The sequence below is a fragment of the Acinetobacter soli genome (genome assembly GCF_000760595.1).
GTDB classification, from domain to species: Bacteria; Pseudomonadota; Gammaproteobacteria; order Pseudomonadales; family Moraxellaceae; genus Acinetobacter; species Acinetobacter soli.
Genome location: NZ_BBNM01000001.1, coordinates 74,474 through 99,655, shown reverse-complemented (window position 1 = coordinate 99,655; position 25,182 = coordinate 74,474). Strand labels below are relative to the sequence as shown.

27 protein-coding genes are annotated in these 25,182 nt (G+C 41.1%); 20 read left to right on the top strand and 7 right to left on the bottom strand.

The genetic code is table 11. The features are described 5' to 3' along the window. Nucleotides 1-3 precede the first annotated feature (3 nt). The 13 genes from Aso01_RS00525 to Aso01_RS00465 all read left to right on the top strand — a co-directional run bounded on the left by Aso01_RS00525 (nucleotide 4) and on the right by Aso01_RS00465 (nucleotide 9,568). Entirely contained in the window at nucleotides 4-549 is a 546-nt protein-coding gene (locus Aso01_RS00525; protein ID WP_004938724.1) for a prepilin-type N-terminal cleavage/methylation domain-containing protein, read from the top strand. Next, nucleotides 539-925 carry a type II secretion system minor pseudopilin GspI gene (gene gspI / locus Aso01_RS00520; protein ID WP_004938722.1) on the top strand — a complete coding sequence of 129 codons (387 nt, stop codon included), beginning with the start codon at nucleotides 539-541 and terminating at the stop codon, nucleotides 923-925. Before Aso01_RS00525 ends, gspI begins: the two co-directional genes overlap by 11 nt. Beyond that, the gene (gspJ, locus tag Aso01_RS00515) at nucleotides 922-1,545 is read left to right on the top strand and encodes a type II secretion system minor pseudopilin GspJ (protein ID WP_004938718.1); all 624 of its coding nucleotides are present in this window, start codon (nucleotides 922-924) and stop codon (nucleotides 1,543-1,545) included. The genes gspI and gspJ overlap by 4 nt, the downstream gene beginning before the upstream one ends. Nucleotides 1,546-1,561: 16 nt before the next feature. Next, a complete protein-coding gene (gene gspK / locus Aso01_RS00510; RefSeq protein ID WP_004938715.1) occupies nucleotides 1,562-2,530 on the top strand; it encodes a type II secretion system minor pseudopilin GspK in 969 nt (322 codons plus the stop codon). 164 nt (nucleotides 2,531-2,694) lie between these two features. Then, entirely contained in the window at nucleotides 2,695-3,291 is a 597-nt protein-coding gene (locus tag Aso01_RS00505) for a 6-pyruvoyl trahydropterin synthase family protein (protein ID WP_025095495.1), read from the top strand. Nucleotides 3,292-3,345: 54 nt separating this feature from the next. Continuing rightward, complete coding sequence (gene ung, locus Aso01_RS00500) at nucleotides 3,346-4,059, top strand: uracil-DNA glycosylase (protein WP_004938711.1); 714 nt, start codon at nucleotides 3,346-3,348, stop codon at nucleotides 4,057-4,059. Then, nucleotides 4,056-5,180 (top strand): enoyl-CoA hydratase/isomerase family protein, encoded by a 1,125-nt coding sequence (locus Aso01_RS00495; RefSeq protein ID WP_004938710.1) that lies wholly within the window; start codon nucleotides 4,056-4,058, stop codon nucleotides 5,178-5,180. The genes ung and Aso01_RS00495 overlap by 4 nt, the downstream gene beginning before the upstream one ends. Before the next feature lie 5 nt (nucleotides 5,181-5,185). Beyond that, a complete protein-coding gene (gene tadA, locus Aso01_RS00490; RefSeq protein ID WP_004938709.1) occupies nucleotides 5,186-5,698 on the top strand; it encodes a tRNA adenosine(34) deaminase TadA in 513 nt (170 codons plus the stop codon). A 100-nt stretch (nucleotides 5,699-5,798) separates the two neighbouring features. After that, nucleotides 5,799-6,233: an SRPBCC family protein gene (locus Aso01_RS00485; protein WP_004938706.1), complete on the top strand. Its 435-nt coding sequence runs from the start codon at nucleotides 5,799-5,801 to the stop codon at nucleotides 6,231-6,233. 10 nt (nucleotides 6,234-6,243) lie between these two features. Continuing rightward, complete coding sequence (gene cmk / locus Aso01_RS00480) at nucleotides 6,244-6,924, top strand: (d)CMP kinase (RefSeq protein ID WP_004938704.1); 681 nt, start codon at nucleotides 6,244-6,246, stop codon at nucleotides 6,922-6,924. Nucleotides 6,925-7,037: 113 nt separating this feature from the next. Then, nucleotides 7,038-8,711 carry a 30S ribosomal protein S1 gene (gene rpsA, locus Aso01_RS00475; protein ID WP_004938702.1) on the top strand — a complete coding sequence of 558 codons (1,674 nt, stop codon included), beginning with the start codon at nucleotides 7,038-7,040 and terminating at the stop codon, nucleotides 8,709-8,711. Nucleotides 8,712-8,868: 157 nt separating this feature from the next. Next, on the top strand, nucleotides 8,869-9,174 hold the full coding sequence (locus tag Aso01_RS00470) for an integration host factor subunit beta (RefSeq protein WP_004938699.1): 306 nt from the start codon (nucleotides 8,869-8,871) through the stop codon (nucleotides 9,172-9,174). 28 nt (nucleotides 9,175-9,202) lie between these two features. Beyond that, complete coding sequence (locus Aso01_RS00465; RefSeq protein ID WP_004938696.1) at nucleotides 9,203-9,568, top strand: lipopolysaccharide assembly protein LapA domain-containing protein; 366 nt, start codon at nucleotides 9,203-9,205, stop codon at nucleotides 9,566-9,568. Nucleotides 9,569-9,642: 74 nt separating this feature from the next. Here Aso01_RS00465 and Aso01_RS00460 read toward each other — a convergent pair whose 3' ends face one another. Both Aso01_RS00460 and Aso01_RS00455 read right to left on the bottom strand, forming a co-directional pair. Further along, a complete protein-coding gene (locus Aso01_RS00460) occupies nucleotides 9,643-9,969 on the bottom strand; it encodes an AzlD domain-containing protein (protein ID WP_004938694.1) in 327 nt (108 codons plus the stop codon). Next, entirely contained in the window at nucleotides 9,966-10,622 is a 657-nt protein-coding gene (locus Aso01_RS00455; RefSeq protein WP_004938691.1) for an AzlC family ABC transporter permease, read from the bottom strand. Before Aso01_RS00455 ends, Aso01_RS00460 begins: the two co-directional genes overlap by 4 nt. Before the next feature lie 88 nt (nucleotides 10,623-10,710). On the opposite strand from Aso01_RS00455, the gene Aso01_RS00450 reads away from it, so the two are divergent. Then, the gene (locus Aso01_RS00450) at nucleotides 10,711-11,259 is read left to right on the top strand and encodes a helix-turn-helix domain-containing protein (RefSeq protein WP_004938688.1); all 549 of its coding nucleotides are present in this window, start codon (nucleotides 10,711-10,713) and stop codon (nucleotides 11,257-11,259) included. Between the two features lie 112 nt (nucleotides 11,260-11,371). Continuing rightward, complete coding sequence (gene pyrF, locus Aso01_RS00445) at nucleotides 11,372-12,055, top strand: orotidine-5'-phosphate decarboxylase (RefSeq protein ID WP_039909979.1); 684 nt, start codon at nucleotides 11,372-11,374, stop codon at nucleotides 12,053-12,055. On the opposite strand, the gene Aso01_RS00440 is transcribed toward pyrF, so the two are convergent. Together Aso01_RS00440 and Aso01_RS00435 are read right to left on the bottom strand one after the other, a co-directional pair. Further along, complete coding sequence (locus Aso01_RS00440; protein ID WP_004938684.1) at nucleotides 12,052-12,960, bottom strand: LysO family transporter; 909 nt, start codon at nucleotides 12,958-12,960, stop codon at nucleotides 12,052-12,054. The genes pyrF and Aso01_RS00440 overlap by 4 nt on opposite strands. A 46-nt stretch (nucleotides 12,961-13,006) precedes the next feature. Continuing rightward, nucleotides 13,007-14,518, bottom strand: coding sequence for a flavin-containing monooxygenase (locus tag Aso01_RS00435; protein ID WP_004938678.1), 1,512 nt, complete (start codon nucleotides 14,516-14,518; stop codon nucleotides 13,007-13,009). Nucleotides 14,519-14,671: 153 nt separating this feature from the next. Between Aso01_RS00435 and Aso01_RS00430 the strand changes: the two genes are divergently transcribed. The 4 genes from Aso01_RS00430 (at nucleotide 14,672) to Aso01_RS00415 (ending at nucleotide 20,220) form a co-directional block, all read left to right on the top strand. Continuing rightward, a complete protein-coding gene (locus Aso01_RS00430; protein WP_004938675.1) occupies nucleotides 14,672-15,682 on the top strand; it encodes an AraC family transcriptional regulator in 1,011 nt (336 codons plus the stop codon). An 88-nt stretch (nucleotides 15,683-15,770) separates the two neighbouring features. Next, complete coding sequence (gene zapE / locus Aso01_RS00425; RefSeq protein ID WP_039909978.1) at nucleotides 15,771-16,913, top strand: cell division protein ZapE; 1,143 nt, start codon at nucleotides 15,771-15,773, stop codon at nucleotides 16,911-16,913. A 346-nt stretch (nucleotides 16,914-17,259) separates the two neighbouring features. Next, nucleotides 17,260-19,422 carry a malate synthase G gene (locus tag Aso01_RS00420; RefSeq protein ID WP_004938670.1) on the top strand — a complete coding sequence of 721 codons (2,163 nt, stop codon included), beginning with the start codon at nucleotides 17,260-17,262 and terminating at the stop codon, nucleotides 19,420-19,422. Nucleotides 19,423-19,560: 138 nt separating this feature from the next. Further along, entirely contained in the window at nucleotides 19,561-20,220 is a 660-nt protein-coding gene (locus Aso01_RS00415) for an SOS response-associated peptidase (RefSeq protein ID WP_004938669.1), read from the top strand. Here the strand turns inward: Aso01_RS00415 and Aso01_RS00410 are convergent. After that, nucleotides 20,217-20,681 carry a MarR family winged helix-turn-helix transcriptional regulator gene (locus Aso01_RS00410; RefSeq protein ID WP_004938667.1) on the bottom strand — a complete coding sequence of 155 codons (465 nt, stop codon included), beginning with the start codon at nucleotides 20,679-20,681 and terminating at the stop codon, nucleotides 20,217-20,219. The two genes, Aso01_RS00415 and Aso01_RS00410, sit on opposite strands and share 4 nt — an antisense overlap. Before the next feature lie 754 nt (nucleotides 20,682-21,435). Between Aso01_RS00410 and Aso01_RS00405 the strand changes: the two genes are divergently transcribed. Continuing rightward, a complete protein-coding gene (locus Aso01_RS00405; protein ID WP_004938665.1) occupies nucleotides 21,436-22,965 on the top strand; it encodes a TerC family protein in 1,530 nt (509 codons plus the stop codon). Nucleotides 22,966-23,018: 53 nt separating this feature from the next. Here Aso01_RS00405 and Aso01_RS00400 read toward each other — a convergent pair whose 3' ends face one another. Continuing rightward, entirely contained in the window at nucleotides 23,019-24,110 is a 1,092-nt protein-coding gene (locus Aso01_RS00400; protein WP_004938664.1) for a 3-deoxy-7-phosphoheptulonate synthase, read from the bottom strand. Between the two features lie 122 nt (nucleotides 24,111-24,232). Further along, nucleotides 24,233-25,108, bottom strand: coding sequence for a sulfite exporter TauE/SafE family protein (locus Aso01_RS00395; protein ID WP_039910083.1), 876 nt, complete (start codon nucleotides 25,106-25,108; stop codon nucleotides 24,233-24,235). Nucleotides 25,109-25,182 lie beyond the last annotated feature (74 nt).

Here is a 25,182-nt window from a genome sequence, read left to right as displayed (position 1 = left end):
CACATGAACAATAAACCACTGCGGCAGTCCGGTTTTACCTTGGTCGAGCTGATGGTGGTCATTGTAATTGTTGGAATTTTAGCGTCACTGATTGTTTTGAATATAAGTGGTGTAGATCAGCGTAAAGCCATGCAGGCGCGCGAGTTCTTTCTCTTGGATTTACAGCGTATTAATCGCGAAGCTACAGATCAGGGGCGAATTCTAGCACTGGCAACACTTCCACAAACCGATGTACGCCCATTTGGCTACCAGATACTTGAGTACATAGAACCGTCTGCTCAAACCGTCATTCAGGCCAATAACAAATGGCAAGTCTACAAAGACCTTCCAGTGCGCTCATTGCCTACCAATGTCAGCTTTCAAATTCGGCCTGTAGATTACGATTATCGTGCCGCATCGAATCAGGATCTGGTGGGGCAACAGGCGCCTCAGTTGGTCTGGTTAGGAAATGGCGAAGTTAAACCTGTTCGCATCCAGTTTTATTCTGCCCAGACACCAGTCGGTGCAGAAATTGAAGTAGATCACTTGGGTAAAATAAATGAAAACTAAAGGGTTTACATTATTAGAAGTGATGGTGGCGCTCGCGATTTTTGCAACCGCTGCAGTGGCCTTGACTAAGCTCGGTATGCAGTATACTCAGTCTACAGCCAATGCCGTATTAAGAACCAAAGCACAATTCGTGGCAATGAACGAAGCCGCCATGATGCAAATTAATCGTGAATGGATGCAAGGCACATCCTCAAAGCAAGTGACGTCTCAGGGTGAAACGTGGCAAGTCGATAAAACTGCACAGACGACGATTAGTCCAAACGTACAGCGGATTGAAATTCAGATCAGCCGCTTTGATCCTCAGCAAAACAAAGTTGAAGCGGGAATTACGCATATGGTGTTTTTCAATTATCCACCTAAAGAAAACGTCTCATGAAAAAAAGATCGGGATTTACGCTGGTTGAGCTCTTGGTGGCGATTGCGATTTTTGCGGTTCTTTCTGCATTGGGCTGGAAAATTTTTGACTATCTGATTAAGACCAAGGAACGCAACCAGCAACATGAGCTTCAGATTTTTGAGTTGCAAGATGCCTATCAAATTATACTTCGAGATTCACTGCAGCTCATCCCGATGACTGCCAATATCAACGGACAAATCCGGCCTGCACTCAGCCTGAGTGATACCAGTTTGCAATTTAGCAAGGCAGGAGTGAGTGATCCGCTCAAAGAGGGCCTCGCGCCATACGAACGTATTGAATATCGTTATGTACCCAGTGAAAAGATGGTATATCGGTTGAAATACCGTAGCCTGAATATCACCAACAACGAGCAGCCAGAATCGAGTGTACTGCTCAAAAATGTAGATCAATTTCGAATAACCGTGTTGAATCCGCAGATACTCAACCAGTGGCCTGAGGCGGGTGCAGATTTAAGTCAGCCTACCAGCATGCAGCGCCTGCCGCGAGGGCTTAAGATTGATGTACAGCGTTCAGATGTAAACTATGAATGGATTTTTCCGCTTTTAGATACTCAATTTATGAGTGTAAACGGATCATAGGCCAAAGGATAAACCGATGAAACGACAGCAAGGCGTTGCGTTAATCACGATTCTGGTAATGGTGGCTTTGGCAACGATTTTGGCAGCATCTATTGTAAAACATCAGAGCAATACGGCACAAAATACAGGATATCTAATCCGTCAAAACCAATCCCTGTTATATGCAAAAAGTGCCGAAGCATTTTTTTCCGAATTGCTGGTGCAAGATGCACAAAATGCGGCTGAAGCAGATCATCCAGCAGAAATCTGGGCTCAGCCTATGCCACCGTTTCCGGTTGAAGATGGTTTTGTCTCTGGCGTATTAAAAGACGAATCGGGAAAATTTAATCTGAATAATCTGGTCGATGCGCAAGATAAAGTTGATGAAAATGCCAAAGCATGGTTTGAGCAGTTACTGGTACGTGTGGGATTGTCACCACAGTTAAGTGAAGCAGTGATTGACTGGCAAGATCGTAATGATGAAGTGTCGGGTTCTGCTGGCGCAGAAAGTAGCTATTATCAAGGTTTGAGCCGTCCTTATTTGGCAGCCAACACAAAATTTCATAGTGTAGATGAGCTGCGTATGGTTCGCGGATTTGAGGGTAAAAATTTTGATTTAATACGTCCTTATGTCACAGCATTACCTTCAAATGCACCGACTAAAGTCAATATCAATACGGCATCTACGCTACTCTTGACCAGCTTGGATACCAGTTTAAATCCGGCAGCCGTTCAAAACGCACTACAAGAGAAAATGTCCAATATGGGATACTTTAAAAGTGTAGATGAATTGTGGACGCTTGATGCCTTTAAGGGGGTCAGTGCGGAAAACCAGAACAAATTTAAAAATTTGCTCGATGTCCGCTCAGATTATTTCAGAGCTTACATTGAGGTGTTGTTAAGTGAGCGTAAACGTCAGTTTACGAGCGATCTGGTACGTATCAATAAAAAAGTTTATGTGTATTCTCGTAGTTTAGCATCTGTGCCCAAAGCTGCTATGGACTAATTTTTAGTAGAGCAATCATGAATTTTGAGGTATTTGAAGAAGAAAAATACGCAATTGAGTTGAATTAAGACGTTTTGCTAATTGTCAGTAACGTTAAAAGAAATGTAATGCCTGACGAATTGATCTATAATGTACGATCTAGTTGTCGAAGTTTGATCGGACGCATGTTAATTCGTAAGTTATTCAAATTTGAAAATGCGCATATTGTGCGTAACTGTACCTCAGATCGTTGCAAACGTTCAATCCACGGTCACAGCTATAAAGTTGAATTGCTACTTAAAGCCAATAAACTCGATCATGGTCAGATGGTTTACGATTTTGGGTTGCTTAAAGGTGTGATTAAAGAGCTGTATGACAGTTTTGATCATGCGATCTGTTTCTGGCAAGACGACAGTCCTGAATATATTCAGGCGTGCAAACAGTTTAGTGCGCGTTGGGTATCATTGCCAGTGTCGCCATCTGCGGAGCAATTTTCACGTATTTTCTTTTATCTAGCGCAACAGGTGCTTAACTCAACCATCACGCAAAATGGTGAAGGGGATGTCGAGGTATATTCTGTGATTGTGCATGAAACAGATACAGGATATGCGCAAAGCTTTATTGAAGATATTGAAAACCCGCAAATGGGACAACTTCATTTGCAAGATATTATTTTCTCAGAACAAGTGCAAACTGAATGGACAGATGCACTAATGTATGAGAAGTTAAAGCAAGGTAATCGATTTAAAAATCCACAGGTTGAGTTACAGGTTCAGGTTTAACTCAACCTATCACTCATCATTACATGGTATGAAATAAGCGTTTAGGATGAAAAAATGCAGTTGACTGAGCAACAACATGAAAAACTCAGTAAAGTTCAGTTGGATGAAAGTTGGAAGTATTCTTTAGCGGAATTTTTGTTAAGTTCACGCATGGATGACCTGCGTGAATTCTTGATGCAGCAAAAAAATCAAGACAAGATCATCTATCCGCCAAGTAAGCAAATCTTCAATGCGCTTAATACAACACCGTTGGCTGATGTCAAAGTGGTGATTTTAGGACAAGATCCCTATCACGGGCCCAACCAAGCCAATGGGCTAAGTTTCTCTGTGCAAAAAGGCATTACGCTGCCACCCTCACTTCGAAATATTTTTCACGAGCTCAATACTGACTTAGGCATACCATTGTCCAAGCATGGTGATTTAACCAAGTGGGCAGATCAAGGTGTATTACTACTGAACAGTGTTTTAACCGTTGAGGCAGGACAGCCGACTTCACATCAGGGTAAAGGGTGGGAGCAGTTTACCGATGCCGTGATTGATGTATTAAATGAGCAGTGTGAACATATTGTTTTTATTTTATGGGGTGCTTACGCACAACGTAAAGGTCAGCGTATTGATCGTGAAAAACATTTGGTATTAAAAGCAGCGCATCCATCTCCACTTGCCGCAAATCGTGGTGGATTTTTTGGATGTAAAGTATTCTCCAAAGCAAATAATTATCTGAAACAACATGGCATTGAGCCAATAGACTGGCAGCTGGACGCATGAGTAATTCTTCCGACGTAACACGTTATCATCCGGATTTAATTGTTGAAGAAGCAAGTAATGGTTGGCGTATTATCCGTCTTAACCGTCCGAAATCCCTACACGCACTTGATGAGTCGATTGTCACCGCGCTGTTGCAGGTGTTTGAAGAGTTTCATGAAGATGACGAAGTAAAAGCCATTTGGTTGGATTCCACTACGCCAAAAGCATTTTGTGCAGGTGGAGATGTACGCAAATTAAGACAACTGGTGATTAATCAGGAAGTCGACAGTGCAAATCGTTTCTTTGAAAAAGAATATGCGCTTGATTTGCTGCTACATAACTATGCCAAACCCATCATTGTTTGGGGTGAGGGTTATGTAATGGGTGGTGGTCTTGGTCTATTTATGGCTGCACCATTCAGACTGGTTACCCCGTACTCACGCTTGGCAATGCCAGAAATCAATATCGGCCTTTATCCTGATGTAGGAGCCAGTCGTTTTCTGGCCGACCGTGGGCCTGTAGGGTTGTTTACCGGATTAACGGGTTCCATCATGACCGCGGCAGGGGCCTATAGTATCGGCTGGGCGACCCACATTTGTGATGCGCAGCGTGACAATGTACTTAAAAAAGTACTGGATATCGACTGGAATCATTATCCAGCAGGAAACTTTAGAGCCATTGATGACACGTTAAATAGTTTGCATCGTCCTGTTGCAGCGGGTCCGCTACAAAATTCACTCGATGTGATTCATAGTGTATGTAAGGGTCAAAACTTCGAACAGGATTATCAGTCGATTGTCGGGTTAATTGATGCTCGAAGCGACTGGCTACGTCAGGCCAGTGAAAACTTGCAAAAAGGCTCTCCAAGCACTGCTGCAATCACTTGGTTGTTGTGGCAATGGGGCAGAAAAGTACATGCATGGGACGAAGTGTTTAAGCTTGAAGCGCAAATCTCAGACTGGAAAATTCGCCATCCTGACTTTGTAGAAGGAGTGCGTGCGCGTCTGGTCGATAAGGATTTGTCTCCAGCATGGAAAAATACCCAAGATTTAAGTTTGAAAGGGATTTTAGGTGACCATCCACCTGTGACGGATATTGCAAGCTGGAATGAGCTATTGAAGCATTACGGCATTATGAATTAAGCAAAATGTCTGATCAAAAAGAAACAGATGAACAGTGGATGCGGCTTGCTTTCGAGCAAGCCGCTGTTGCTGGTGCATGTAACGAGGTGCCAGTGGGTGCCATTATTGTGAGCCAAAATAAGATCATTGGCTCAGGTTATAATGCGCCAATCAGCTTGCATGATCCTACTGCACATGCTGAAATCCGTGCCATCCGAATGGCATGCGAGTCAATTCAGAATTATCGACTCCCTGAAGATGCGACCCTTTATGTCACTTTAGAGCCATGCACAATGTGCGTGGGGGCTTTGGTACATGCGCGCATACATCGCGTCGTGTTTGCCACTACTGAGCCAAAAGCTGGTTCGCTTGTGAGTGCGCGTCAACTTTTAAACTTGGGTTATTTCAATCATAAATTTATTTATGAGTATGGGTGTTTGCAAGAAGAATGTTCGACTCAACTGAGTGACTTTTTTAAAAAGCGCCGTGAACAAAAGCGATTACTCCGATTGCAATATAGTGCACAAAGCTCAGATTAAATTGACCTGAATGCACACATTTTCTGAAAATGATGACCTTGCGTAATTGCATTAAATTGAGTATGTTGATTTGACAATTCGAATTGTCAAAGGGAAGCATATGAACGCAATAACGGTAAAAAAAGAATTTAATGCGTCTATCGATCAGGTTTTTGATGTTTTGTCTAAACACTCTGCCTATAACAAGCTATTTGCTCCTATACAGGTTGTGCGTGTGAAAGACTCATCTGATCCGGCACGGCCAGATGGAGTTGGATCAATTCGAAGAATGGGGTTGGGTCCAGTTAAACCCATACAAGAAGAAATCACTTATTTAGAAGAAAATAAGCGTATTGAATATAAATTGATTCATAATCCATTAATTAAGCATCATATTGGGATTATCGAGTTTGAAGCACTCTCAGATACACGTACGCGAGTGATTTATACGATTGAATTAACAGCAAAAGTACCCTTTGTAAGTAAATTAATTCTTGCACAACTCAAGTCAGCCATTACACTAGGTTTTTCAAAATTAGCAAAATTGATAGGTTAGCCATAATTCAATGACAGCGCATATCATCACAATCGATGGTCCAAGTGGATCAGGTAAGGGAACGCTTGCGGCAAAGCTTGCATCACATTACGGATTTCATCTTCTAGACTCGGGCGCATTGTATCGTTTGCTGGGGCTGTCATTGCACAACAAACAGCTACTCGATCAGCTTTCAGATCAGCTAGATGAATGTGTGAAGATTGCACAGCATTTGGATATTCAATTTAATACTCAATCTGGTGGAATATCGATCGATCTGGAAGGGCAAGATGTCACCAAAACGATTCGAACAGAGCATGTGGGTGAATACGCATCGAAGGTGGCTGCTGTGCCAGAGCTTCGTCAAGCATTGTTTGATCGCCAGCGCGCATTTATTCAATCACCTGGTTTGGTCGCCGATGGTCGTGATATGGCCACTGCGATTTTTCCGGAAGCACAAGCGAAAATTTACCTCACTGCATCGGCAGAATCTCGCGCAGAGCGCCGTGTAAAACAGTTGCAGGGTATGGGGCTTGATGTTAAAATAAACGACATTTTGGCCAATATACAGGCACGTGATAAGCGTGATATGGAACGAGAGGTTGCCCCTCTGCGTCCTGCACCCGATGCCTATATTATCGACAGTTCGGCGTTATCTATCGACGATGTTTTTCAGTTAATGACAGATTACATCGATCTTCGTCTGGCCTAAAACAAATTAACAATCAGTTGAAGCATAGCTTGATCAGTTTTACACGGACTATGTAGAGACTTAACTAAACCGGCCTTGTCTGATCCAAGACCGCTGACTTTATCAGGTATATCATGACCGAATCTTTTGCAGCCCTCTTTGAAGAAAGTGAATTAAACCTCAATGTAGAAAAGGGTGCAGTCATCCAAGGTGTTGTTGTTAGCATCGATAGTGACTGGGTAACTGTTGACACTGGCCTTAAATCTGAAGGCGTTGTTGACCGTACTGAATTTTTAAATGATCAACGTGAACTTGAAGTTCAAGTTGGTGATACTGTTGACGTTGTTGTTGAAGCGCTTGACAACGGTATGGGTCAAACAGTTTTGTCACGTGAAAAAGCTAAACGTGCTGAAACTTGGACTAAACTTGAAAAAATCTTTGAAGACGGCGAAATCGTTACTGGTGTTATCTCTGGTAAAGTAAAAGGCGGTTTCACTGTTGACATCGGTCCAGTTCGTGCGTTCCTACCAGGTTCATTGGTTGACACTCGTCCTATCCGTGACACGACTCACCTTGAAGGTAAAGAGCTCGAGTTTAAAGTAATCAAGCTTGATGCAAAACGCAACAACGTTGTTGTTTCTCGTCGTGCGGTAATGGAAGCTGAATCTTCAGCTGACCGTGAAGCGCTTCTTGCTCAGCTTGAAGAAGGTCAAACTGTTACTGGTACCATCAAAAACCTTACTGATTACGGCGCGTTCGTTGATCTTGGCGGTATTGATGGTCTTCTTCACATCACAGACATGGCTTGGAAACGTATCAAGCATCCATCTGAAGTGGTTGAAGTGGGTCAAGAAGTTACTGTTAAAGTACTTAAATTTGACCGCGAGCGTAACCGTGTATCACTAGGTCTTAAACAACTTGGTGAAGATCCATGGTTAGCGATCATGAGCCGTTACCCTAAAGGTTCTATCGTTAAAGCACGTGTAACTAACTTGACTGACTACGGTTGCTTCGCAGAAATCGCTGAAGGCGTTGAAGGTCTTGTTCACGTATCTGAAATGGACCACACTAACAAAAACATCCACCCATCTAAAGTTGTTCAGATTGGTGACGAAGTTGATGTTATGGTTCTTGAAGTGGACGAAGAGCGTCGTCGTATTTCTCTTGGTATCAAACAAACTCGTGCTAACCCATGGGAAGAGTTTGCTAAAGCACACGAGAAAGGCGAAAAAGTTTCTGGTACGATCAAGTCAATCACTGACTTCGGTATCTTCATCGGTTTACCAGGTGGTATCGACGGTCTAGTACACTTGTCTGATATTTCTTGGAACGAACAAGGCGAAGAAGCTATCCGTCGTTACAAGAAAGGTGACACTGTTGAAGCGGTTATCTTGTCTGTAGACGCTGAAGGCAACCGTATCAGCCTTGGTATCAAGCAATTGAACAGCGATCCATTCAACGATTTTTTAGCTGCGAACGAACGTGGTGCGTTGGTTAAAGGTACTGTAACTGCTGTAGACGCTAAAGGCGCTACTGTTAAGTTAGGTGACGAAATCGAAGCGACACTAAAAGCATCTGAAATCAACCGTGATCGCGTTGAAGATGCAACTAAGTTCCTAGAAGTTGGTCAAGAAGTTGAAGCGAAAATCATCAACGTAGATCGTAAATCTCGCTCTATCAACTTGTCTATCAAAGCGAAAGACGAAGCTGAAGAGAAAGAAGCGGTTGCGAACCTTCGTACAGCTTCTGTATCTCAAGACAATGGTCCTAAGACTATTGGTGACTTGATTAAAGCGCAAATGAAATAAGTACTGTTAAAAAAGTACGGTTAGTGTAACTAATTGGTACTTTTTATACAATTACTGTAAACGGTAGCGTAGTATTAGTGTACTGCGCTACCGTTTTGTATTTAAACAGGTTATTATAAAACTTAATTCAAAGCAGCAATAATTAAAGAGGTCATCGATGACTACTGAAGCACTTAACAAGTCTGACTTAATAGAACGTATTGCTTTAAAAAATCCACATTTGGCTGAACCTTTGGTTGAAGAAGCAGTCAGAATCATGATCGACCAAATGATCGATGCATTATCAAATGATAATCGTATCGAGATTCGTGGTTTTGGGAGCTTTGCGTTGCATCATAGAGAACCTCGTGTAGGCCGTAACCCTAAAACAGGTAGATCGGTTGAAGTTGCTGCAAAAGCTGTTCCTCATTTTAAGCCCGGTAAAGCACTTCGTGATGCCGTGAATGAGGCAATTACTAAATAAATTATAAACTCAATAAAATGAGGTCTTTATGCGTTATATACTTGTCGCATTACTCGTTATTTTGTTCGGATATTCATTAGCATTGGTACTTCAAAATCCAACAGAATTACCGGTCGACTTATTGTTTACTCAAGTTCCTGCTATGCGATTGGGCTTGTTACTCTTACTGACTTTGGTGCTCGGCGTTGTCATCGGCCTATTGTTAGGGGTGTTAGTCTTTAAAGTAATCCAGAAAAGCTGGGAAATTAAAAGACTACGTAAAGATATCGAATACTTACGTAAAGAGCAGATTCAAACTGCTCAGATAGCTGCTGCCGAGGCCGCAGCCAGTGTAAGACACGAAAAAACTGTATTAGATGTGCAACCTGAACCTCAAAACCGTAATCCACTTTAAATAGCATACAGATTGGTTTTTTAAGTTGTGATGATTACAAATAAAATGGCTCTCTCATCTATGGGCCATTTTTTTTATTTAATTCCGAGAAAGCGTAAAATTGCAGTGGTGCCTACGGCCGAAAGAATGACGAATACCAAAGAGCCATTTTTCCAAGCAATACCGATTGCCACGAGCACACCGATTAGCTTACTCATTCCACTAAACTGATCTTGTTCAAATAACGTGTTAAAAACGGCTAACGTGAATAACAATACGCATGCAGCATCAGACATGAGTTGTTTGTGTTTTTCTTGAAACGAAATTTGGTGGGCAAGATAGAAGCCAGTATAACGAATCAGATAAGTACCCGCTGAAAGCACCATAATTCCAATAAAAATAATGATTTCATTAGTATTCATTTCGATTTTCTTCCGAGTAAAAGGGCCAACATTGAAACTAAAACAGGCAATCCTGTTGCAAGAAACGGGATTGAGGTCAGCGAAAGTCCTGCACCAAGAAAAGCGCGTTTCCGGGTGGTCTTGTTTTTTAACATCGGCATAATGAGCGCAAATAAAATTGCTGGAAAAGCGGCATCGATACCAAACGCATAAATATCTGGAATAAATCGACCCAAAATATAGCCTAAGATAACGCCTAAAGGCCAAAAAATTGCAATGCAAATACCGCAGAACCAGTAGGCCTTAGCTTTGAGTACCAGATCCGATTGACTTAAACCGAACATGACACTTTCGTCATTCATAATATGGCAGGCCAAAAATTTTAAACGATTATTTTGGATAAATTCTGCGACTGATAAGCCAAAAGGCAAGTGACGTAAATTAATCAGGATACCTGTACATGCTGCAAAAATTGGATGTGCACCAGAAGCAACCATACCAATAAAAGTAAATTCTGCCGCGCCCGCTAAAACACTCACAGATAACAGTACTGGAATCCACATAGGAAGCCCAAAGCTGGCAGCGACCGAGCCAAGTGATAGACCAACGATACCAATCGCAATGGAAATCAATATGATGGCTTTAGCGAGAGAAATGTATGTTTTGGTTGACATGATTGTTTTTTATATCAAACGAACGTACGTTATAATAGTTTATTCTACATCGTTCGTCAAAACGAACAATCGTTTTTTATGGTGAGTTATGTCGTTGCCCATTGAAATTGTCTCTAAAAATTTACAGCGAGAAAGACAAAAAGCTGGTTTGTCACTGGCAGAAGTCGCACGGCGCGCTGGAGTTGCAAAATCTACCTTATCGCAACTTGAAGCTGCTCAAGGTAATCCAAGCCTTGAGACATTATGGGCGCTGTGTGTTGCACTGGATATTCCTTTTGCAAAATTAATGGAAAGTCATAGCCCCCAGACTCAAATTATTCGATTTGGCGAGGGGCCATCGGTTTCATCCGAAGTAGCGCACTATCAGGCCATCCTTCTTGCGGTATGTCCGACGGGTGCTCGTCGAGACCTATATATTTTAACCACGCAAATGGGAGAACCAAGATTAAGTCATCCACATCCGATTAGAAGTGTTGAGCACATTGTCATTATGAAAGGGCGAGCCAGAGTGGGGCTGACATCTGAGCCTAAGATTCTGAACGAGGGTGATTACATTTGTTATCCGGCCGATCAGGAACACATTTTTGAGGCGCTTGAAGCAGATACGCGTGCAATACTGATCTCTGAACAAAGATAAGGTCGATTGGACTTGTCTTAGACGCTTTTTTTGATAAAAACCACATTCATGCTTTGTGCAAAGCATGAATACATCTATAATTACCCGAATTTTAAGCTGTGGAATTAGATTCGTGAGTATTATTGTTGCCTTAGACGCAAAGAGCCAATATGACGCTTTGAGCATTGTAGATCAGCTCGATCCATCACTTTGTCGTGTCAAAGTAGGCAAGGAGCTATTTACTCACGATGGGCCGCAAACAGTCAGAATTTTGCAAGATCGCGGTTTTGAACTATTCCTCGATTTGAAATTTCATGACATTCCAAACACCACAGCACAAGCCGTATGTGCGGCAGCAGATTTGGGGGTGTGGATGGTGAACGTTCATGCCTCGGGTGGTCGTAAAATGATGGAAACCTGCGTTGAACGTCTTAAAGCAGGAAACTATCAGACACAACTGATTGCCGTGACTGTATTAACCTCGATGGGTCGTGAAGATTTACGTGATATTGGTCTAGATATTGAGCCGTCTGAACAGGTAAAACGCTTAGCTCAACTTACTAAAGAAAGCGGTCTTGATGGTGTGGTATGTTCGGCGCAAGAAGCAAAGATATTGCGTGATCTTTTAGGTCAAGATTTTGCGTTGGTGACCCCAGGTATTCGACCTGAAGGCGCCAATGCTGATGATCAAAAGCGCATCGTGACACCGAAACAGGCCATGCTGGATGGCTCGACGCACTTGGTGATTGGTCGCCCAATCACGCGTGCAGAAAATCCAAATGAAATGCTCAAAAGTATTTTATCTAGCCTTGCTTAAAGCATAAGCACCAAACTCATCAAAATTGGTGCAAGCAATGACAGAATAATGCCGCTGACCATCGCATACGGCACATAATGTGTGCCGCATGACTGCTTGACCATGGCCAGCGTAGCATCCATCGATGTAGCACCTGCGCTAGAAATTGCTGAGCGAGGGAATCGCCAGCCAAAACAATACATCAACAATATTGCAAAAATTTCGCGAAACAAATCGGTCAAGAGCGCCATTCCACCGAGGTCACTAGAATGTAGCTGTGTCAGTAAAATACCAGACATCGAGTACCAGCCGTATCCTTGAGAGAGCGCGAAGATCTCTTTAAGTGAAAGGTCGTGTAGAAAGTAATGACATCCCAACGCTGCCAAACAAGACCCTAAAATTGCAGCACATGGGACCACCAGTATTTTCCAGCTGAGCCATGATCTGTCTAAGCGTGTAAAAGCCAGTTCAATCCCAATGAGGAAAATAAACAATAACAATAAATACCAGCTATTAAAGTGCGGATCCCAGTTTTGCCATAAACAGATGGCGCCAATAGCTCCCCCTAGCATTAAGGCCAGACAGGCATGACTGATATTTTTAATTGCGTTTAAAAATAGTGAAAATGAAATTTTACCTTGCACGCTATCACGATCTAAAAGCTGATAGGCAAGCATACACACTACAAACGAAGCACATGTGGTCGTGAAAGCTAGAATCAGCGCAGTTGGCAAAATTTGTTGTGGATCTTTGAGCTGATGAAATGCAAAGCTAAATTCAAAAGCGACCGCCATAAGTAGCAAATAAGAAAAATAAGGCAGTACTTTAAATACGAGCTTCTGCAATGTTTGAGATAAACGAGGCCCCAAAAAATAACCCAGAGTACCTACAATTAAAATTTGTGTAATAAGAAGAAGAGATTGCATGAAATAAGTAAGCTGTAGACAACTTACTTATTATGACGATCATCAATTATACTGCAATCTTTTTTGCATCCCGACTTGACCAGAGATGATAATCCGCGATATCAACTTTACGGGTTTGAAGCCAGTATTGCCAAGTATACGTTGGCCAGAGTGAAAAGTTTTTTCCTTCTTGGGTTTGATACCAACTGACACATCCTCCTGCTTGCCATACCGTACCTTGCAATTGCTGTTGAATTTTTTGATTGAATCGATCTTGTTGTTCTTGTTTAACCTCAATGGCGCTGCATTGTGACAGATCGACTTTTCTAATTAACTGTAGAATATAGTCGACTTGTGATTCAATCATGAAAATCACTGAATTATGACCCAATACGGTATTGGGGCCGAGTAACTGAAACAGATTTGGAAAGCCTGCCGTACAAATACCATAATAGCTTTCTGGTCCATTTTTCCACGCTGTTTTGAGTTCGATATTTTGCTTGCCATAGCATTCAAACTTTTTTAGATAAATGCGCGGATCGGTTACAAAGCCCGTGCCATAGATCAAACAGTCAATGGGGCGTTCTTTACCGTCATTGGTCACTATGCTATGTGCTTTTAATTCCCGAATGCCGTCTGTAACAAGTTCTACATTTTCTCGATTAAACGTCGGGAAGTATTTGTTCGATATTAGAATTCGCTTACACCCCATGACAAAATCGGGTGTAAGTTTTTTGGCAAGTTGCTTATCTTTTACCTGATAACGAATAAATGCTTCTGCCAGTTTTTGCCCGTATTTCATAATGGTGGGTTTAACAATCGGTACAACCCGCGATTCATTGCTCCAGTACAGTCGAGTACGATGCAGTTTGCGATACGCTTCAGAGTGTTTAAATAATGCTTGATCCAGCTTTGAATAACGTCGTTCATCGCGCGGAATAACCCATGCTGCGGTGCGCTGCATCACGTAAAGCTGTTTGACTTGAGGTGCAATTTCGGGGATATATTGAATTGCACTACCACCTGTGCCAATCGATGCAACATGCTTATTACTTAGATCGTAGCTGTGATCCCATTGAGATGAGTGAAACACTTTTCCTTTGAATGTTTCAATGCCTTTAATATACGGGATTTGCGGAACATGCAAAGGCCCCGAAGCAAAAATTAAGAATTGTGCTTGAAGTGGTGCTTGGTCTTTAATATCGATATGCCAATAACATCCATCTTCATCATATTTTGCGCAAATGACTTCATGTTCAAAACGACAAAATTCTTTGAATTGATAACGCGCTGCTAGATCTTGCATATATCCAAAAATTTCATCGGCTTCTGCATAGCGTTTAGACCAGTCAGTTTTGGGAGCGAATGAAAGGGAATACATATGCGACTGAACATCGCAGGCTGCCCCCGGATACTGATTGTCTCGCCATGTTCCACCTAAATCTGCTGCTTTTTCTAACACGACAAAATCACGAATATTGTTTTGGAGCAGTCGAATGGCCATGGCTAAACCGCCAAAACCTGCTCCAATAATGGCAATCTTTATTGTTTGAATCTTTTGATGAGATGCATGCTGCATGATTTATTCCTTGGTTAAACCTTAAGCATGAGATTAAAGACTGCTATCTGTAAATTCCATGATTGCACTGCCATTAAAATTGATAGATTCGGCAATTAAAATTAATTGGTATTTATAGTAAAACATTTTGGTAGTTTTAATATAGTTGAAAGAATGAAGCGCTCCATCCTCGGACTTATGTATCTTATCCAAGGTATGCGGAATGCGGGTATCGACGTAGATACACGCTTGGCATCCATTGGAATTAAGCTCGATGCAATCGATCCGAACTCGATCATTCATGACTCACTTGAGTGGGACATCCAGTATGTGATTGGAAAAGATGTTGCGCCTGAAAACGGACTGTTTATTGGGCAGCATTATGCATTGGCAGGTTATGGCCCTCTATTAATGCTGCTTGTTACGAGTGACAGTATCCGCACAGCGATTTGTAAAGGCATTGAATATCAAAAACTGACTCATCTTTCAGGTGAACTAGACCTAATCACGACCACAGCAAAAACTTCTTTAGTATACCGACCATCAGATTTAAACTCTTCAATAGGTTTGCTCAGAGCACAGTGTGAAGTCTCAGGCACTTATAAGTTTATTCAAGATATTTATAAAATGATGGGGCTCATGGCGCCAGAGATTCGGGTTGAATTGCCATTTTCAGCACCTCAGGACCCTCAAATACTGCATCAATATTACGATTATTATGGTCTTAATCTGCATTTTGGCCATACGTGTGCGGCTTTTAGTCTTGATGCGGATGTGTTGGATGTAAAAATTCCATCTGCCGATGCAATTACGCATCGTGTATATGAGGTGAAATGTCAGACAGAAATTGATCGCTTAAATGCCGAGCAAAAAAAGCAACCACTGCTCGTGCAGCAAGTGCATGATTATCTGGAGTTACAACAAGGTGTTATTCCAACGATGGCAGAAACGGCTTTTGCGCTAAATATACCTGAGCGAACACTTCGACACCAATTACAGCAACACGACACCAGCTATAAAAAAATACGTGAACAATTAATTAAGGATAAAGCACTCAAACTTATGGAATATAAAGAATACTCAATTGAAATGATTGCAGAATTGCTTGGTTACTCTGAACCTGCTGCATTTAATCATGCATTTAAGCGATGGTTTGGACAAAGCCCCCGGCGCTATGGTAAATAAGTTGTGTTGCATTATGCAGCTAAAGTTCTATATGTATTCAACCAACATCTAATATACTTTTCATCAGACCCAGATAGCACAGAACGATATGTCAAATAGTAGCGCTTCGCACAATACCGCTTTTACGCCCTTATCGCCAGCAGAACGCTATGCACAAGCGCTAGCGTCCGGACAATTCATGCCAGATGAAGCTCAAGCCCAAGCGGTCAGTGAGCTTGAGCGTGTTTGGCAAGAACTGTTAAATCGTTATAAGGCATCTAAAAAGGCTTTTCGCCGTTTTCGCCGTCAAACTTCACCAAAAGGTGTATATATGTGGGGCGGTGTTGGACGTGGCAAAACTTGGCTGATGGATCAATTTTTTGAGTCAATTCCATTTCGTCGTAAAACACGCATGCATTTTCATCATTTCATGCAGCATGTACATCGTGAGCTCAACAAGCTTTCGGGTCAGCGCAATCCTCTCGATCAAGTTGCAGACAAAATTTATAAAGATGCCGTGATTATCTGCTTTGATGAGTTTTTTGTATCGAATGTCACCGATGCTATGATCTTAAGTGACCTGTTTCAAAAGCTGTTTGCGCGTGGCGTGACTTTGGTGGCTACCTCGAATATTGCACCGGAAGGGTTATATAAAAATGGTATTCACCGTGATCGCTTTTTACCTACCATCGATTTATTGCAAAAAAACTGTACTATTTTAAATGTCGATGCAGGTGTGGATTATCGACTTCGCGTTCTCAAGCAGGCACAGCTGTTTAAATATCCGCTAAGTGCTGATGCAAGTGAATGGATGACACAGCGTTTTGAGGCAATTACCCTTTCACAAACGGTTTCTCAAGAGCCGATTACCATTAATAACCGGATTGTCGAAACCTTAGGCCATACCGAAGATGTACTGTGGTGTGAATTTTCAGAATTGTGTGTTAAGCCACGTAGTCCAGCCGATTTTATTGAGATTGCCAATATCTACAATACAGTCTTGGTAAGCAATGTTCCGCATCTTAATGATTACCTCTCCGAAGGCACACGTCGTTTTATTTATCTGGTTGATGAATTTTACGATCGCGGCGTAAAGCTCCTACTTACTTCGCAAGATTCAATTATTGAGTTATACGAAGGCGAGAAACTGGCGTTTGAAATTGAGCGAACTCGTTCGCGTTTGCTTGAAATGCAGTCGGACGATTATTTACACGCAGCTCACCGACAAATTGATGACGCAAAAACATCATAATTAAAGATAAGGCATTCATTTTGAATGCCTTATTATATTTAAATCCACATAAAAATTATTTTTCAAATCTGTTTAATAATCTAAAAATTTTGCTATAACTAATCATGTTGTTTTGGATATGTTGAATAAACCAGCCAATTTTGGCTATTTTTTAACATGGATCATACTTTATATACTTTAAACCAAGAATTCAGTTTCTGAGATTGCAAGACACAACGAAGTAAATTGGGTGCTTAATTTTACTGTGAAATGTTTGTTATTTCACAATGTGATTCTGCTATTCAGGATGGTATAAATGGTTATACTAGAATCTCTTGTATAAAAAGTAGCAATATCAGGAAAGACGATGACGGCACGTATTCAAAAAGGCAAGCTCGCGATTGCGAAAGAACTTTACGATTTTATAGAAAATGAAGCGTTAACTGCTTCGGGGTTAGACAGTGAAACCTACTGGAAAAACTTTGAGCAGGTCGTTGTCGATCTGAGCCCAAAAAATAAGGCACTTTTGGCGAAGCGAGATGATTTACAAGCTCAAATTGATGAATGGCATCGCAATAACACATTTGAGCTAGGTGCTTATAAAGCCTTTCTCAAAGAAATTGGTTACTTATTACCTGAAGTCGAAGATTTTCAAATTACCACAGAGAATGTGGATGAAGAAATTGCACTGCTGGCTGGACCACAATTGGTGGTTCCTGTACGTAATGCACGCTATTCACTGAATGCTGCCAACGCGCGTTGGGGATCACTCTATGATGCGCTATATGGCTTTGATGTGATCTCTGAAGAAGGAGGAGCTGAGAAAGGCAAGGGATACAATCCTGCGCGCGGTGCAAAAGTGATTGCATTTGCGAAAAACTTTCTAGACGAAACATTCCCATTGGCACAAGGCTCTCATTCAGATGCAGTGAAATATAGCGTTGAGCATAATGCACTGGTGATTCAATTAAAATCTGGTGAAAGCACCACCTTGAAACATGAAGCCTTATTTGTTGGTTTTAATGGCGATGAACAAGCACCAACTGAAATCGTGCTTAAAAATAATGGTTTACATGTCATTATCGAAATTGATGCGACCAGTCCAATTGGTCAAACAGATGCAGCAGGGGTGAAAGACCTTGTGCTTGAAGCTGCGATCACGACCATTCAGGATTTAGAAGATTCAGTCGCTGCGGTAGATGCAGAGGAAAAAGTCGAAGGTTATCGTAACTGGCTAGGGCTCATGCAAGGCACATTGCAAGAGTCAATTGAAAAAAATGGCAAAACTATCACACGTAAACTCAGTGAAGATCGTACATGTAAAAACTTGATTGGTGGAACCACAACTTTACATGGCCGTTCGTTGATGCTGCTACGTAATGTGGGGCACCTGATGACTAACCCTGCAATTTTGGTTGATGGTGAAGAAATTTACGAAGGTATTATGGATGCCTTGATTACGCCACTGCTTTCCGTGGTGGATATTAAAGGTCAAAATACCATTAAGAACTCGCGCAAAGGATCGATGTACATTGTAAAACCAAAAATGCATGGCCCAGAGGAGGTTGCATTTACGGTTGAGCTGTTTGAGCGCGTTGAAAAGGCGCTTGGCTTACCTGAAAAATCGCTCAAAGTCGGTATTATGGATGAAGAGCGTCGTACTTCGGTCAACCTGAAAAACTGTATTGCCCAAGCCAAAGATCGTACCATCTTTATTAATACAGGCTTCATGGACCGTACTGGTGATGAGATTCATACTTTCATGGAAGCCGGTCCTTTTGTTCGTAAGGGTGAGATCAAAGGACAAAAATGGTTCCCAGCTTATGAAAACCGCAATGTTATGATTGGTTTGCAAGCAGGTTTACGTGGAAAAGCACAAATTGGCAAGGGCATGTGGCCAAAACCAGACATGCTGCTAGACATGTATAACACCAAGATTGAGCATCCTGAAGCAGGTGCATCATGTGCTTGGGTGCCTTCGCCATCTGGTGCGGTGATCCATGCCATCCATTACCATCAGTGCAATGTCACAGAGCGTCAACAAGAGCTGTTAAGTACACAGCCGATTTCACTTGATGACTTGCTGACACCACCATTAGCCACAGAAACTAACTGGTCTGCCGATGAGATTACCAAAGAGCTAGAAAATAACTGCCAAGGTATTCTTGGTTATGTTGTACGCTGGGTTGATTTAGGTGTGGGTTGTTCGAAAGTGCCAGACATTAATAACGTTGGCCTAATGGAAGATCGCGCGACTTTACGTATTTCCTCACAGCACGTTGCAAACTGGCTGCGTCACGGTATCGTGACAAAAGCACAGGTTGAAGAGGTGCTTAAGCGTATGGCGAAAGTAGTGGATGAACAAAATGCCAATGATCCAGAGTACACGCCGATGTCGCCTGGGTTTGAAGGAATTGCATTCCAAGCTGCTTCAGATTTGATTTTCAAAGGTGGTGAACAACCTTCAGGTTATACCGAACCTCTACTACATGCTGCACGTTTAAAACTTAAAGGTTACACAGGCGACTAAGTAAGCTGCCGTGTACCGCGAAAAAACCGCAACATATGTTGCGGTTTTTTTTATCGATTTATGTGTAATCAATTGACCCTCAATCCGTCTCGGTTTTACACTAAGACACCAATCAAAATAGGTCATCAGACAACATTAATGTGTGCCAATTTTAAACCGTTGACATTGGAGCAATTGAAACAACAGCAGTTGCCCATGATTGATTTTGAATATGTGGATGAGGTTTATCCGGGCTATAGCTTGCCATTAATGTTTAAAAAAGACGGTGAATATCAATGGCGCGAGGTCATGTTTGGTCTGGTACCTAAATGGGCAACAGATCTTACGATCGCCAAGAAAACTTATAATGCCAGAAGTGAAACGCTACTACAGAAAGCAAGTTTTTTTGAGCCAACCACCAAATGTCAATTTGGCGTGATTCCGGTCACTGAGTTTTATGAAGCCAAATATATTCAAGGCAAACCACAGCGTTGGTGTGTAAGGCGTAAGGATAAAAAAGCGTTTTTTATTGCGGCACTTTATGAGATTTGCAAGATTGATGACCAAGTGATTCGCTCAGCGACCATGATTACCATGGATGCGATTGATCATCCTATGATGAGAGAGTTCCATGAGCCGGGCGATGTAAAGCGCTCTGTGGTGGTGATTCCCGAAGAGCGCCTGGATCAGTGGCTTAGTTTGACCATTCCAGATATTGAATCTTTTATTGAAGGTTTTCCAGTTGAAGAGTTTGAATGTGCCTATGTTCCTAAGCTCAATCGCACTAAGCAAACCAATCAACTGAATTTTTTTGATTAATTGGAAAGGTTTCTAAACAGGATTTTTAGGCCATCGATCATCTTTTCAATTTGCAAAGGCGTTAGACCTTCGAAAGACTGCTCCAGTACAGCGCCAGTCAAATCATTAATCTTGTGTATCATTTGCATACCATGATCGGTAAGCACTACACGTGTAATTCGAGCATCACCATCGCAAGAGTAGGTATTTACATAGCCTTCATCTTTAAGTCGATAGACAATTTTGGTGGTCGTCGACATTTTTGAGATGACCATTTCAGACAGCTCTGAAACACTGGCATTAGGTCTTGAATAAAGTGCCAGCAAGATGCGGCGTCGTGAATTATCGAGACCGTATTTTTTCAGCACATTATCGATATTAATGACATATTGGGCATGAACTTGACTGATCCAGTAATAAGGAAAGTTATTTACGTCGAAGGACTTCTCTGATGGCAAGAAGCGATCATATTTTTTAGTCATACCTGCATCCTCAACAGTTTTAATTTTCATCCCTTAATGTAATCTTATTTTAAATATTGAATTATAAGCAACGTATTTTTTTCAATTTGCGCTTAAAATATATAACCTAACTGGTCATTCTTTAAAGAAATTATTTAAGCTTGCCTTAAATAAAAATTGTAAAAGTAGAGTAATTTTCTTGCTATAAAAATTACACAAAATATATAGATAAATTAAATAATAATTTAACTCATGATAAAATTCCCACAATTTTTTTCATTAAAATTCCCATATTTATCAAATTGATATATTGTTTATTATTTAATCATTATCGGATTTTATAATTTATGAATTCTACTTTTTATTTGATGCTTAAAACATTATTTTGTAACTTTGAGAGATTGATCATATTTTTTAATATTTTAACAACTTCATATGTCAAGTAATTGATTAGAAAAACTGATCAATAAGCTGACTTAAAATCATCTTGAGTGTATTTACATGAATAAAATTTGTGAAATAAATGGTGATTTAAAGACTTGATCGACTCAATAATGATTGTTTTGTCAGTTTTACAAAGAAATACGATAAGTTGTTTTTAATTAAAAAATTGAACGTAAAAAAATATTTAAAAATCACAAAAAAATTAAAAAAACCTTAAAAAATTATGCATAATGATTTTAAGTTTTTCAAAAGTAGAGGTTATCCATATGGATCCGTCGCCGTGTAGGTTATTGTGTTACTCATCCTTAAATAAGAAGATGGAGATCTAAAGATGGAGTTTCTTTTAGATCCAGGAATATGGGTGGGGCTGCTTACTTTAATTGTATTGGAAATTGTTTTAGGGATTGATAATCTCGTTTTTATTGCCATTTTGGCCGACAAATTACCTCCTGAACAACGTGATAAAGCACGCGTGATTGGCCTTTCATTGGCTTTGGTCATGCGCTTGGCATTATTGTCTGTCATTTCATGGCTTGTCACTTTAACCAAACCTTTGGTTTTTATCTTCGATTACAGTTTTTCCGGTCGCGACTTAATTCTGCTTTTTGGTGGATTATTTTTGGTGTACAAGGCTGTTACAGAACTGCATGAAAAAATGGAAGGCAAACCTGAAATCAAAACAAATTCTTCAGTGGCCTATGCCAGTTTCTGGGCAGTGGTAACGCAGATTATTGTACTTGATGCAGTATTCTCTTTAGATTCTGTCATTACCGCGATCGGTATGGTCGATAACATTTATGTCATGATGACAGCCGTTGTTGTTGCCGTCATTGTCATGCTCATCGCATCTAAACCATTGACTAACTTTGTTAACCGACATCCAACTGTAGTAATCTTGTGCTTAAGCTTCTTGTTGCTGATCGGCATTAGCTTGATTGCAGAAGGTTTTGGTTTCCATATTCCAAAAGGATATATCTATTCGGGTATTGGCGTTGCAATTTTGATTGAAGCCTTTAATCAGTTTTCGCAGCGTAATGTGGAAAAACATCAAGCCAAAATTCCATTGCGTCATCGGACTGCAAATGCAATTTTTAAACTGATGGGTGAAAAAGACGAAATCAGTACGCCAATTGATAAAAAAGATACGGATGGCCTGTTTGTGAGTGAAGAGCGTTATATGATTGGAGGTGTATTGACACTTGCAGAACGCTCGGTGGCCTCGATCATGACGCCTCGCACGCAAATTTCATGGATCAACATCGATGAAGATCATGACGTTATCCGCGAACAAATTCTCTCAGTGCCACATAGTCTGTTTCCGGTATGTCGAGGAAGTCTGGATAAAGTCATTACAATTGCACGTGCTAAGGATTTGATTGATGCCTTAGATGATGCAGATGAACTTTCGAATGTACTCAAACGTCAGCGACCAATTTTCATTTTTGAAAAAATGAAAGTGATTGATGCAATTAATACACTCAGAACCTCAAAAGGTTCATTGGTCTTGGTCAGTGATGAATTTGGTGTGGTACAAGGTTTGATTTCACCGCTAGACGTATTTGAAGCGATTGCGGGTGAGTTTCCAGATGCCGACGAACAACTGGATTTGATTAAAGTCGATGAGCGTACGTGGCATGCCAATGGTTTATTAGATCTTTACCAGCTTGAATTGGAGCTGGGCATGATTGAGCTGATGCCAGATCATGCTGACTATATCAGTGTGGCAGGTTTAATCTTAGACAAGACCCAAACAGAAGTGCAGGTGGGTACCTCGATTGTGTACGAAACAATTTACTTCGAAGTGATTGAAATGGACGGCAATCGAATCAAATTAGTGAAAATTATATATCCAACTGATTAATTTGAAATGTAAAAAAAAGCTCTCATGAATGAGAGCTTTTTTTATATAAGAAATTAACGCGATGGTAAAACGGTTTTGAGCGTTTCGTGCATTTCAAGTAACACTTGTTCAGTGGTGTCCCAATCGATACAGCCGTCTGTAACGGATTTGCCGTACTCTAAGTCACACAGATTTTCAGGAATATCCTGACGTCCACCTTTTAAGTGACTTTCAACCATCAGGCCAACAATCGATTTGTTGCCTTCTAAAATCTGTTCGGTCACATTTTTTAGAACTAGAGGCTGTAAGTACGGGTCTTTGTTTGAGTTCGCATGGCTGGCATCGATCATGATTTTATTGCTAACTTTCGCTTTAGCCAAGGCGTTTTCTGCTTCAGCGACTGAGCCAGCATCATAGTTTGGTTTACCATTACCACCACGCAGTACCACATGTGCATACGGGTTTCCGCTGGTATGAATAACCGAAACCTGACCATTTTCATTGAGGCCCAAAAAGCTGTGGCCGTGTTTAACCGATTGCATCGCGTTGGTCGCAACCGTCAAACCGCCGTCGGTACCATTTTTAAAGCCTACAGGCGATGAAAGACCTGACGACATTTCACGGTGGGTTTGGCTTTCAGTTGTCCGCGCGCCAATCGCTGACCACGAAATTAAATCTTGATAATACTGCGGTGAGTTTGGATCGAGTGCTTCAGTTGCGCAAGGTAAGCCTTTTTCATTCAACTCAAGTAAAAGTTTGCGTCCAATACGTAACCCTTTTTCAATGTTGAAAGAATCGTCCATATCTGGATCGTTAATCAAACCTTTCCAACCCACTGTGGTACGTGGTTTTTCAAAATAAACGCGCATGACGATGTAAAGCGTATCTTTTACTTTTTCGCTGAGAACTTTCAAACGATCTGCATATTCATGAGCAGCTTTTGGATCATGAATAGAACATGGGCCAATCACAACAAAGACACGTTTGTCCGAACCATCAAGAATATTACGAATGGTTTCACGACCATGTAATACGGTTTGATAGGCACTTTCTGTCAATGGCAACTCTGCTTTTAGCTCGGCAGGGGTTACAAGAGGTTGAATGCTTTTGATGTTAACATCATCGATATCTGGCTGTGAAACTGGATTGGACTGTAAAGTATTCATTGCTGTCACTGACTGGATCTTACTGGTTTTCTGTTTACTGAATATACCATGAAACGAGAATGATAAAGCTATAGTTGGCACGGATTAATCGTTTAAAAAAATCGATTAACCCGTTCTATCCTTTAAACTTTAGTGGTTTTTTCAGGTGTGTGCTGTTCTACAACAGCAGGTTTTTGTACTGGTTTTGCCTTCACTGGATTGATCATAAAATTGACACCCAGAGCAAACAAGGTGATACCCAAAATTTTACGAATCAGTTTTTCTGGCATTTTTGAGCTGATTAAAGTACCAATAATGATGGCAGGAATAGACCCAACCAATAACCACATCAGGAGTACGAAATCGACATTACCTGCACTCATATGGCTTAAACCTGCGACCGAGGTGAGCAAGACGGCATGTACCACATCAGAACCAATAATACGAATCATGGGTAAATTTGGAAACATGATAATCAAGGCCATGATTCCAAAGGCACCAGCACCTACCGAAGATAAGGTCACAAACACACCCAGCACGATACCCATGATCACCACATAAATGCGTTTATTGGTGGTGAGGTTTTCAGCATTGATTTGAGTAGTATCTGGCTTACGAAAGCGCATGAAAAACTTTTCAATGCGTGAGCGGAAAATAATAGAAATACCTGTAAGCGTGAGCATAAAGCCCAATACCATAGTTAAGACTGCTTTATAATGTGTAGATTGACTCAAATAATGCTCAAGTACCCAAGAGGTCGCAAAAGACGCGGGAATACTTCCCACCGCTAACCAAAGCACGATTGGCCATACAATATTGAGCTTTTTAGCATGGACCATTGATCCACAAAATTTTGAAATCGCGGCATAGAGCAAATCTGTACCAATCGCGATATGCGGTTCAATTCTAAACAAACTAATTAGAATAGGTGTCATCAGTGAGCCGCCACCAACACCTGTAATACCGACACAAAACCCTACCAACACACCAGCCAAAATAAACTCAAAAGGACCAAACATTTCACTAATCAGCCAAATACACAAAACATGCATATCTTATGACTTTTTGAGATAAATGGTTGTGATGAAAAATG

Bases quoted from the DNA above. Each gene is read 5' to 3' on its own strand.
- Aso01_RS00430 (WP_004938675.1), top strand. From the start codon at position 14,672: ATGAAGCGCTCCATCCTCGGACTTATGTATCTTATCCAAGGTATGCGG.
- gspK (WP_004938715.1), top strand. From the start codon at position 1,562: ATGAAACGACAGCAAGGCGTTGCGTTAATCACGATTCTGGTAATGGTG.
- Aso01_RS00465 (WP_004938696.1), top strand. From the start codon at position 9,203: ATGCGTTATATACTTGTCGCATTACTCGTTATTTTGTTCGGATATTCA.
- Aso01_RS00440 (WP_004938684.1), bottom strand. From the start codon at position 12,960: ATGCAATCTCTTCTTCTTATTACACAAATTTTAATTGTAGGTACTCTG.
- Aso01_RS00460 (WP_004938694.1), bottom strand. From the start codon at position 9,969: ATGAATACTAATGAAATCATTATTTTTATTGGAATTATGGTGCTTTCA.
- cmk (WP_004938704.1), top strand. From the start codon at position 6,244: ATGACAGCGCATATCATCACAATCGATGGTCCAAGTGGATCAGGTAAG.
- Aso01_RS00495 (WP_004938710.1), top strand. From the start codon at position 4,056: ATGAGTAATTCTTCCGACGTAACACGTTATCATCCGGATTTAATTGTT.
- Aso01_RS00400 (WP_004938664.1), bottom strand. From the start codon at position 24,110: ATGAATACTTTACAGTCCAATCCAGTTTCACAGCCAGATATCGATGAT.
- Aso01_RS00410 (WP_004938667.1), bottom strand. From the start codon at position 20,681: ATGACTAAAAAATATGATCGCTTCTTGCCATCAGAGAAGTCCTTCGAC.
- zapE (WP_039909978.1), top strand. From the start codon at position 15,771: ATGTCAAATAGTAGCGCTTCGCACAATACCGCTTTTACGCCCTTATCG.
- Aso01_RS00470 (WP_004938699.1), top strand. From the start codon at position 8,869: ATGACTACTGAAGCACTTAACAAGTCTGACTTAATAGAACGTATTGCT.
- tadA (WP_004938709.1), top strand. From the start codon at position 5,186: ATGTCTGATCAAAAAGAAACAGATGAACAGTGGATGCGGCTTGCTTTC.
- ung (WP_004938711.1), top strand. From the start codon at position 3,346: ATGCAGTTGACTGAGCAACAACATGAAAAACTCAGTAAAGTTCAGTTG.
- Aso01_RS00435 (WP_004938678.1), bottom strand. From the start codon at position 14,518: ATGCAGCATGCATCTCATCAAAAGATTCAAACAATAAAGATTGCCATT.
- gspI (WP_004938722.1), top strand. From the start codon at position 539: ATGAAAACTAAAGGGTTTACATTATTAGAAGTGATGGTGGCGCTCGCG.
- Aso01_RS00395 (WP_039910083.1), bottom strand. From the start codon at position 25,108: ATGTTTGGTCCTTTTGAGTTTATTTTGGCTGGTGTGTTGGTAGGGTTT.
- Aso01_RS00420 (WP_004938670.1), top strand. From the start codon at position 17,260: ATGACGGCACGTATTCAAAAAGGCAAGCTCGCGATTGCGAAAGAACTT.
- Aso01_RS00485 (WP_004938706.1), top strand. From the start codon at position 5,799: ATGAACGCAATAACGGTAAAAAAAGAATTTAATGCGTCTATCGATCAG.
- Aso01_RS00525 (WP_004938724.1), top strand. From the start codon at position 4: ATGAACAATAAACCACTGCGGCAGTCCGGTTTTACCTTGGTCGAGCTG.
- Aso01_RS00405 (WP_004938665.1), top strand. From the start codon at position 21,436: ATGGAGTTTCTTTTAGATCCAGGAATATGGGTGGGGCTGCTTACTTTA.
- rpsA (WP_004938702.1), top strand. From the start codon at position 7,038: ATGACCGAATCTTTTGCAGCCCTCTTTGAAGAAAGTGAATTAAACCTC.
- Aso01_RS00455 (WP_004938691.1), bottom strand. From the start codon at position 10,622: ATGTCAACCAAAACATACATTTCTCTCGCTAAAGCCATCATATTGATT.
- Aso01_RS00415 (WP_004938669.1), top strand. From the start codon at position 19,561: ATGTGTGCCAATTTTAAACCGTTGACATTGGAGCAATTGAAACAACAG.
- Aso01_RS00450 (WP_004938688.1), top strand. From the start codon at position 10,711: ATGTCGTTGCCCATTGAAATTGTCTCTAAAAATTTACAGCGAGAAAGA.
- Aso01_RS00505 (WP_025095495.1), top strand. From the start codon at position 2,695: ATGTTAATTCGTAAGTTATTCAAATTTGAAAATGCGCATATTGTGCGT.
- gspJ (WP_004938718.1), top strand. From the start codon at position 922: ATGAAAAAAAGATCGGGATTTACGCTGGTTGAGCTCTTGGTGGCGATT.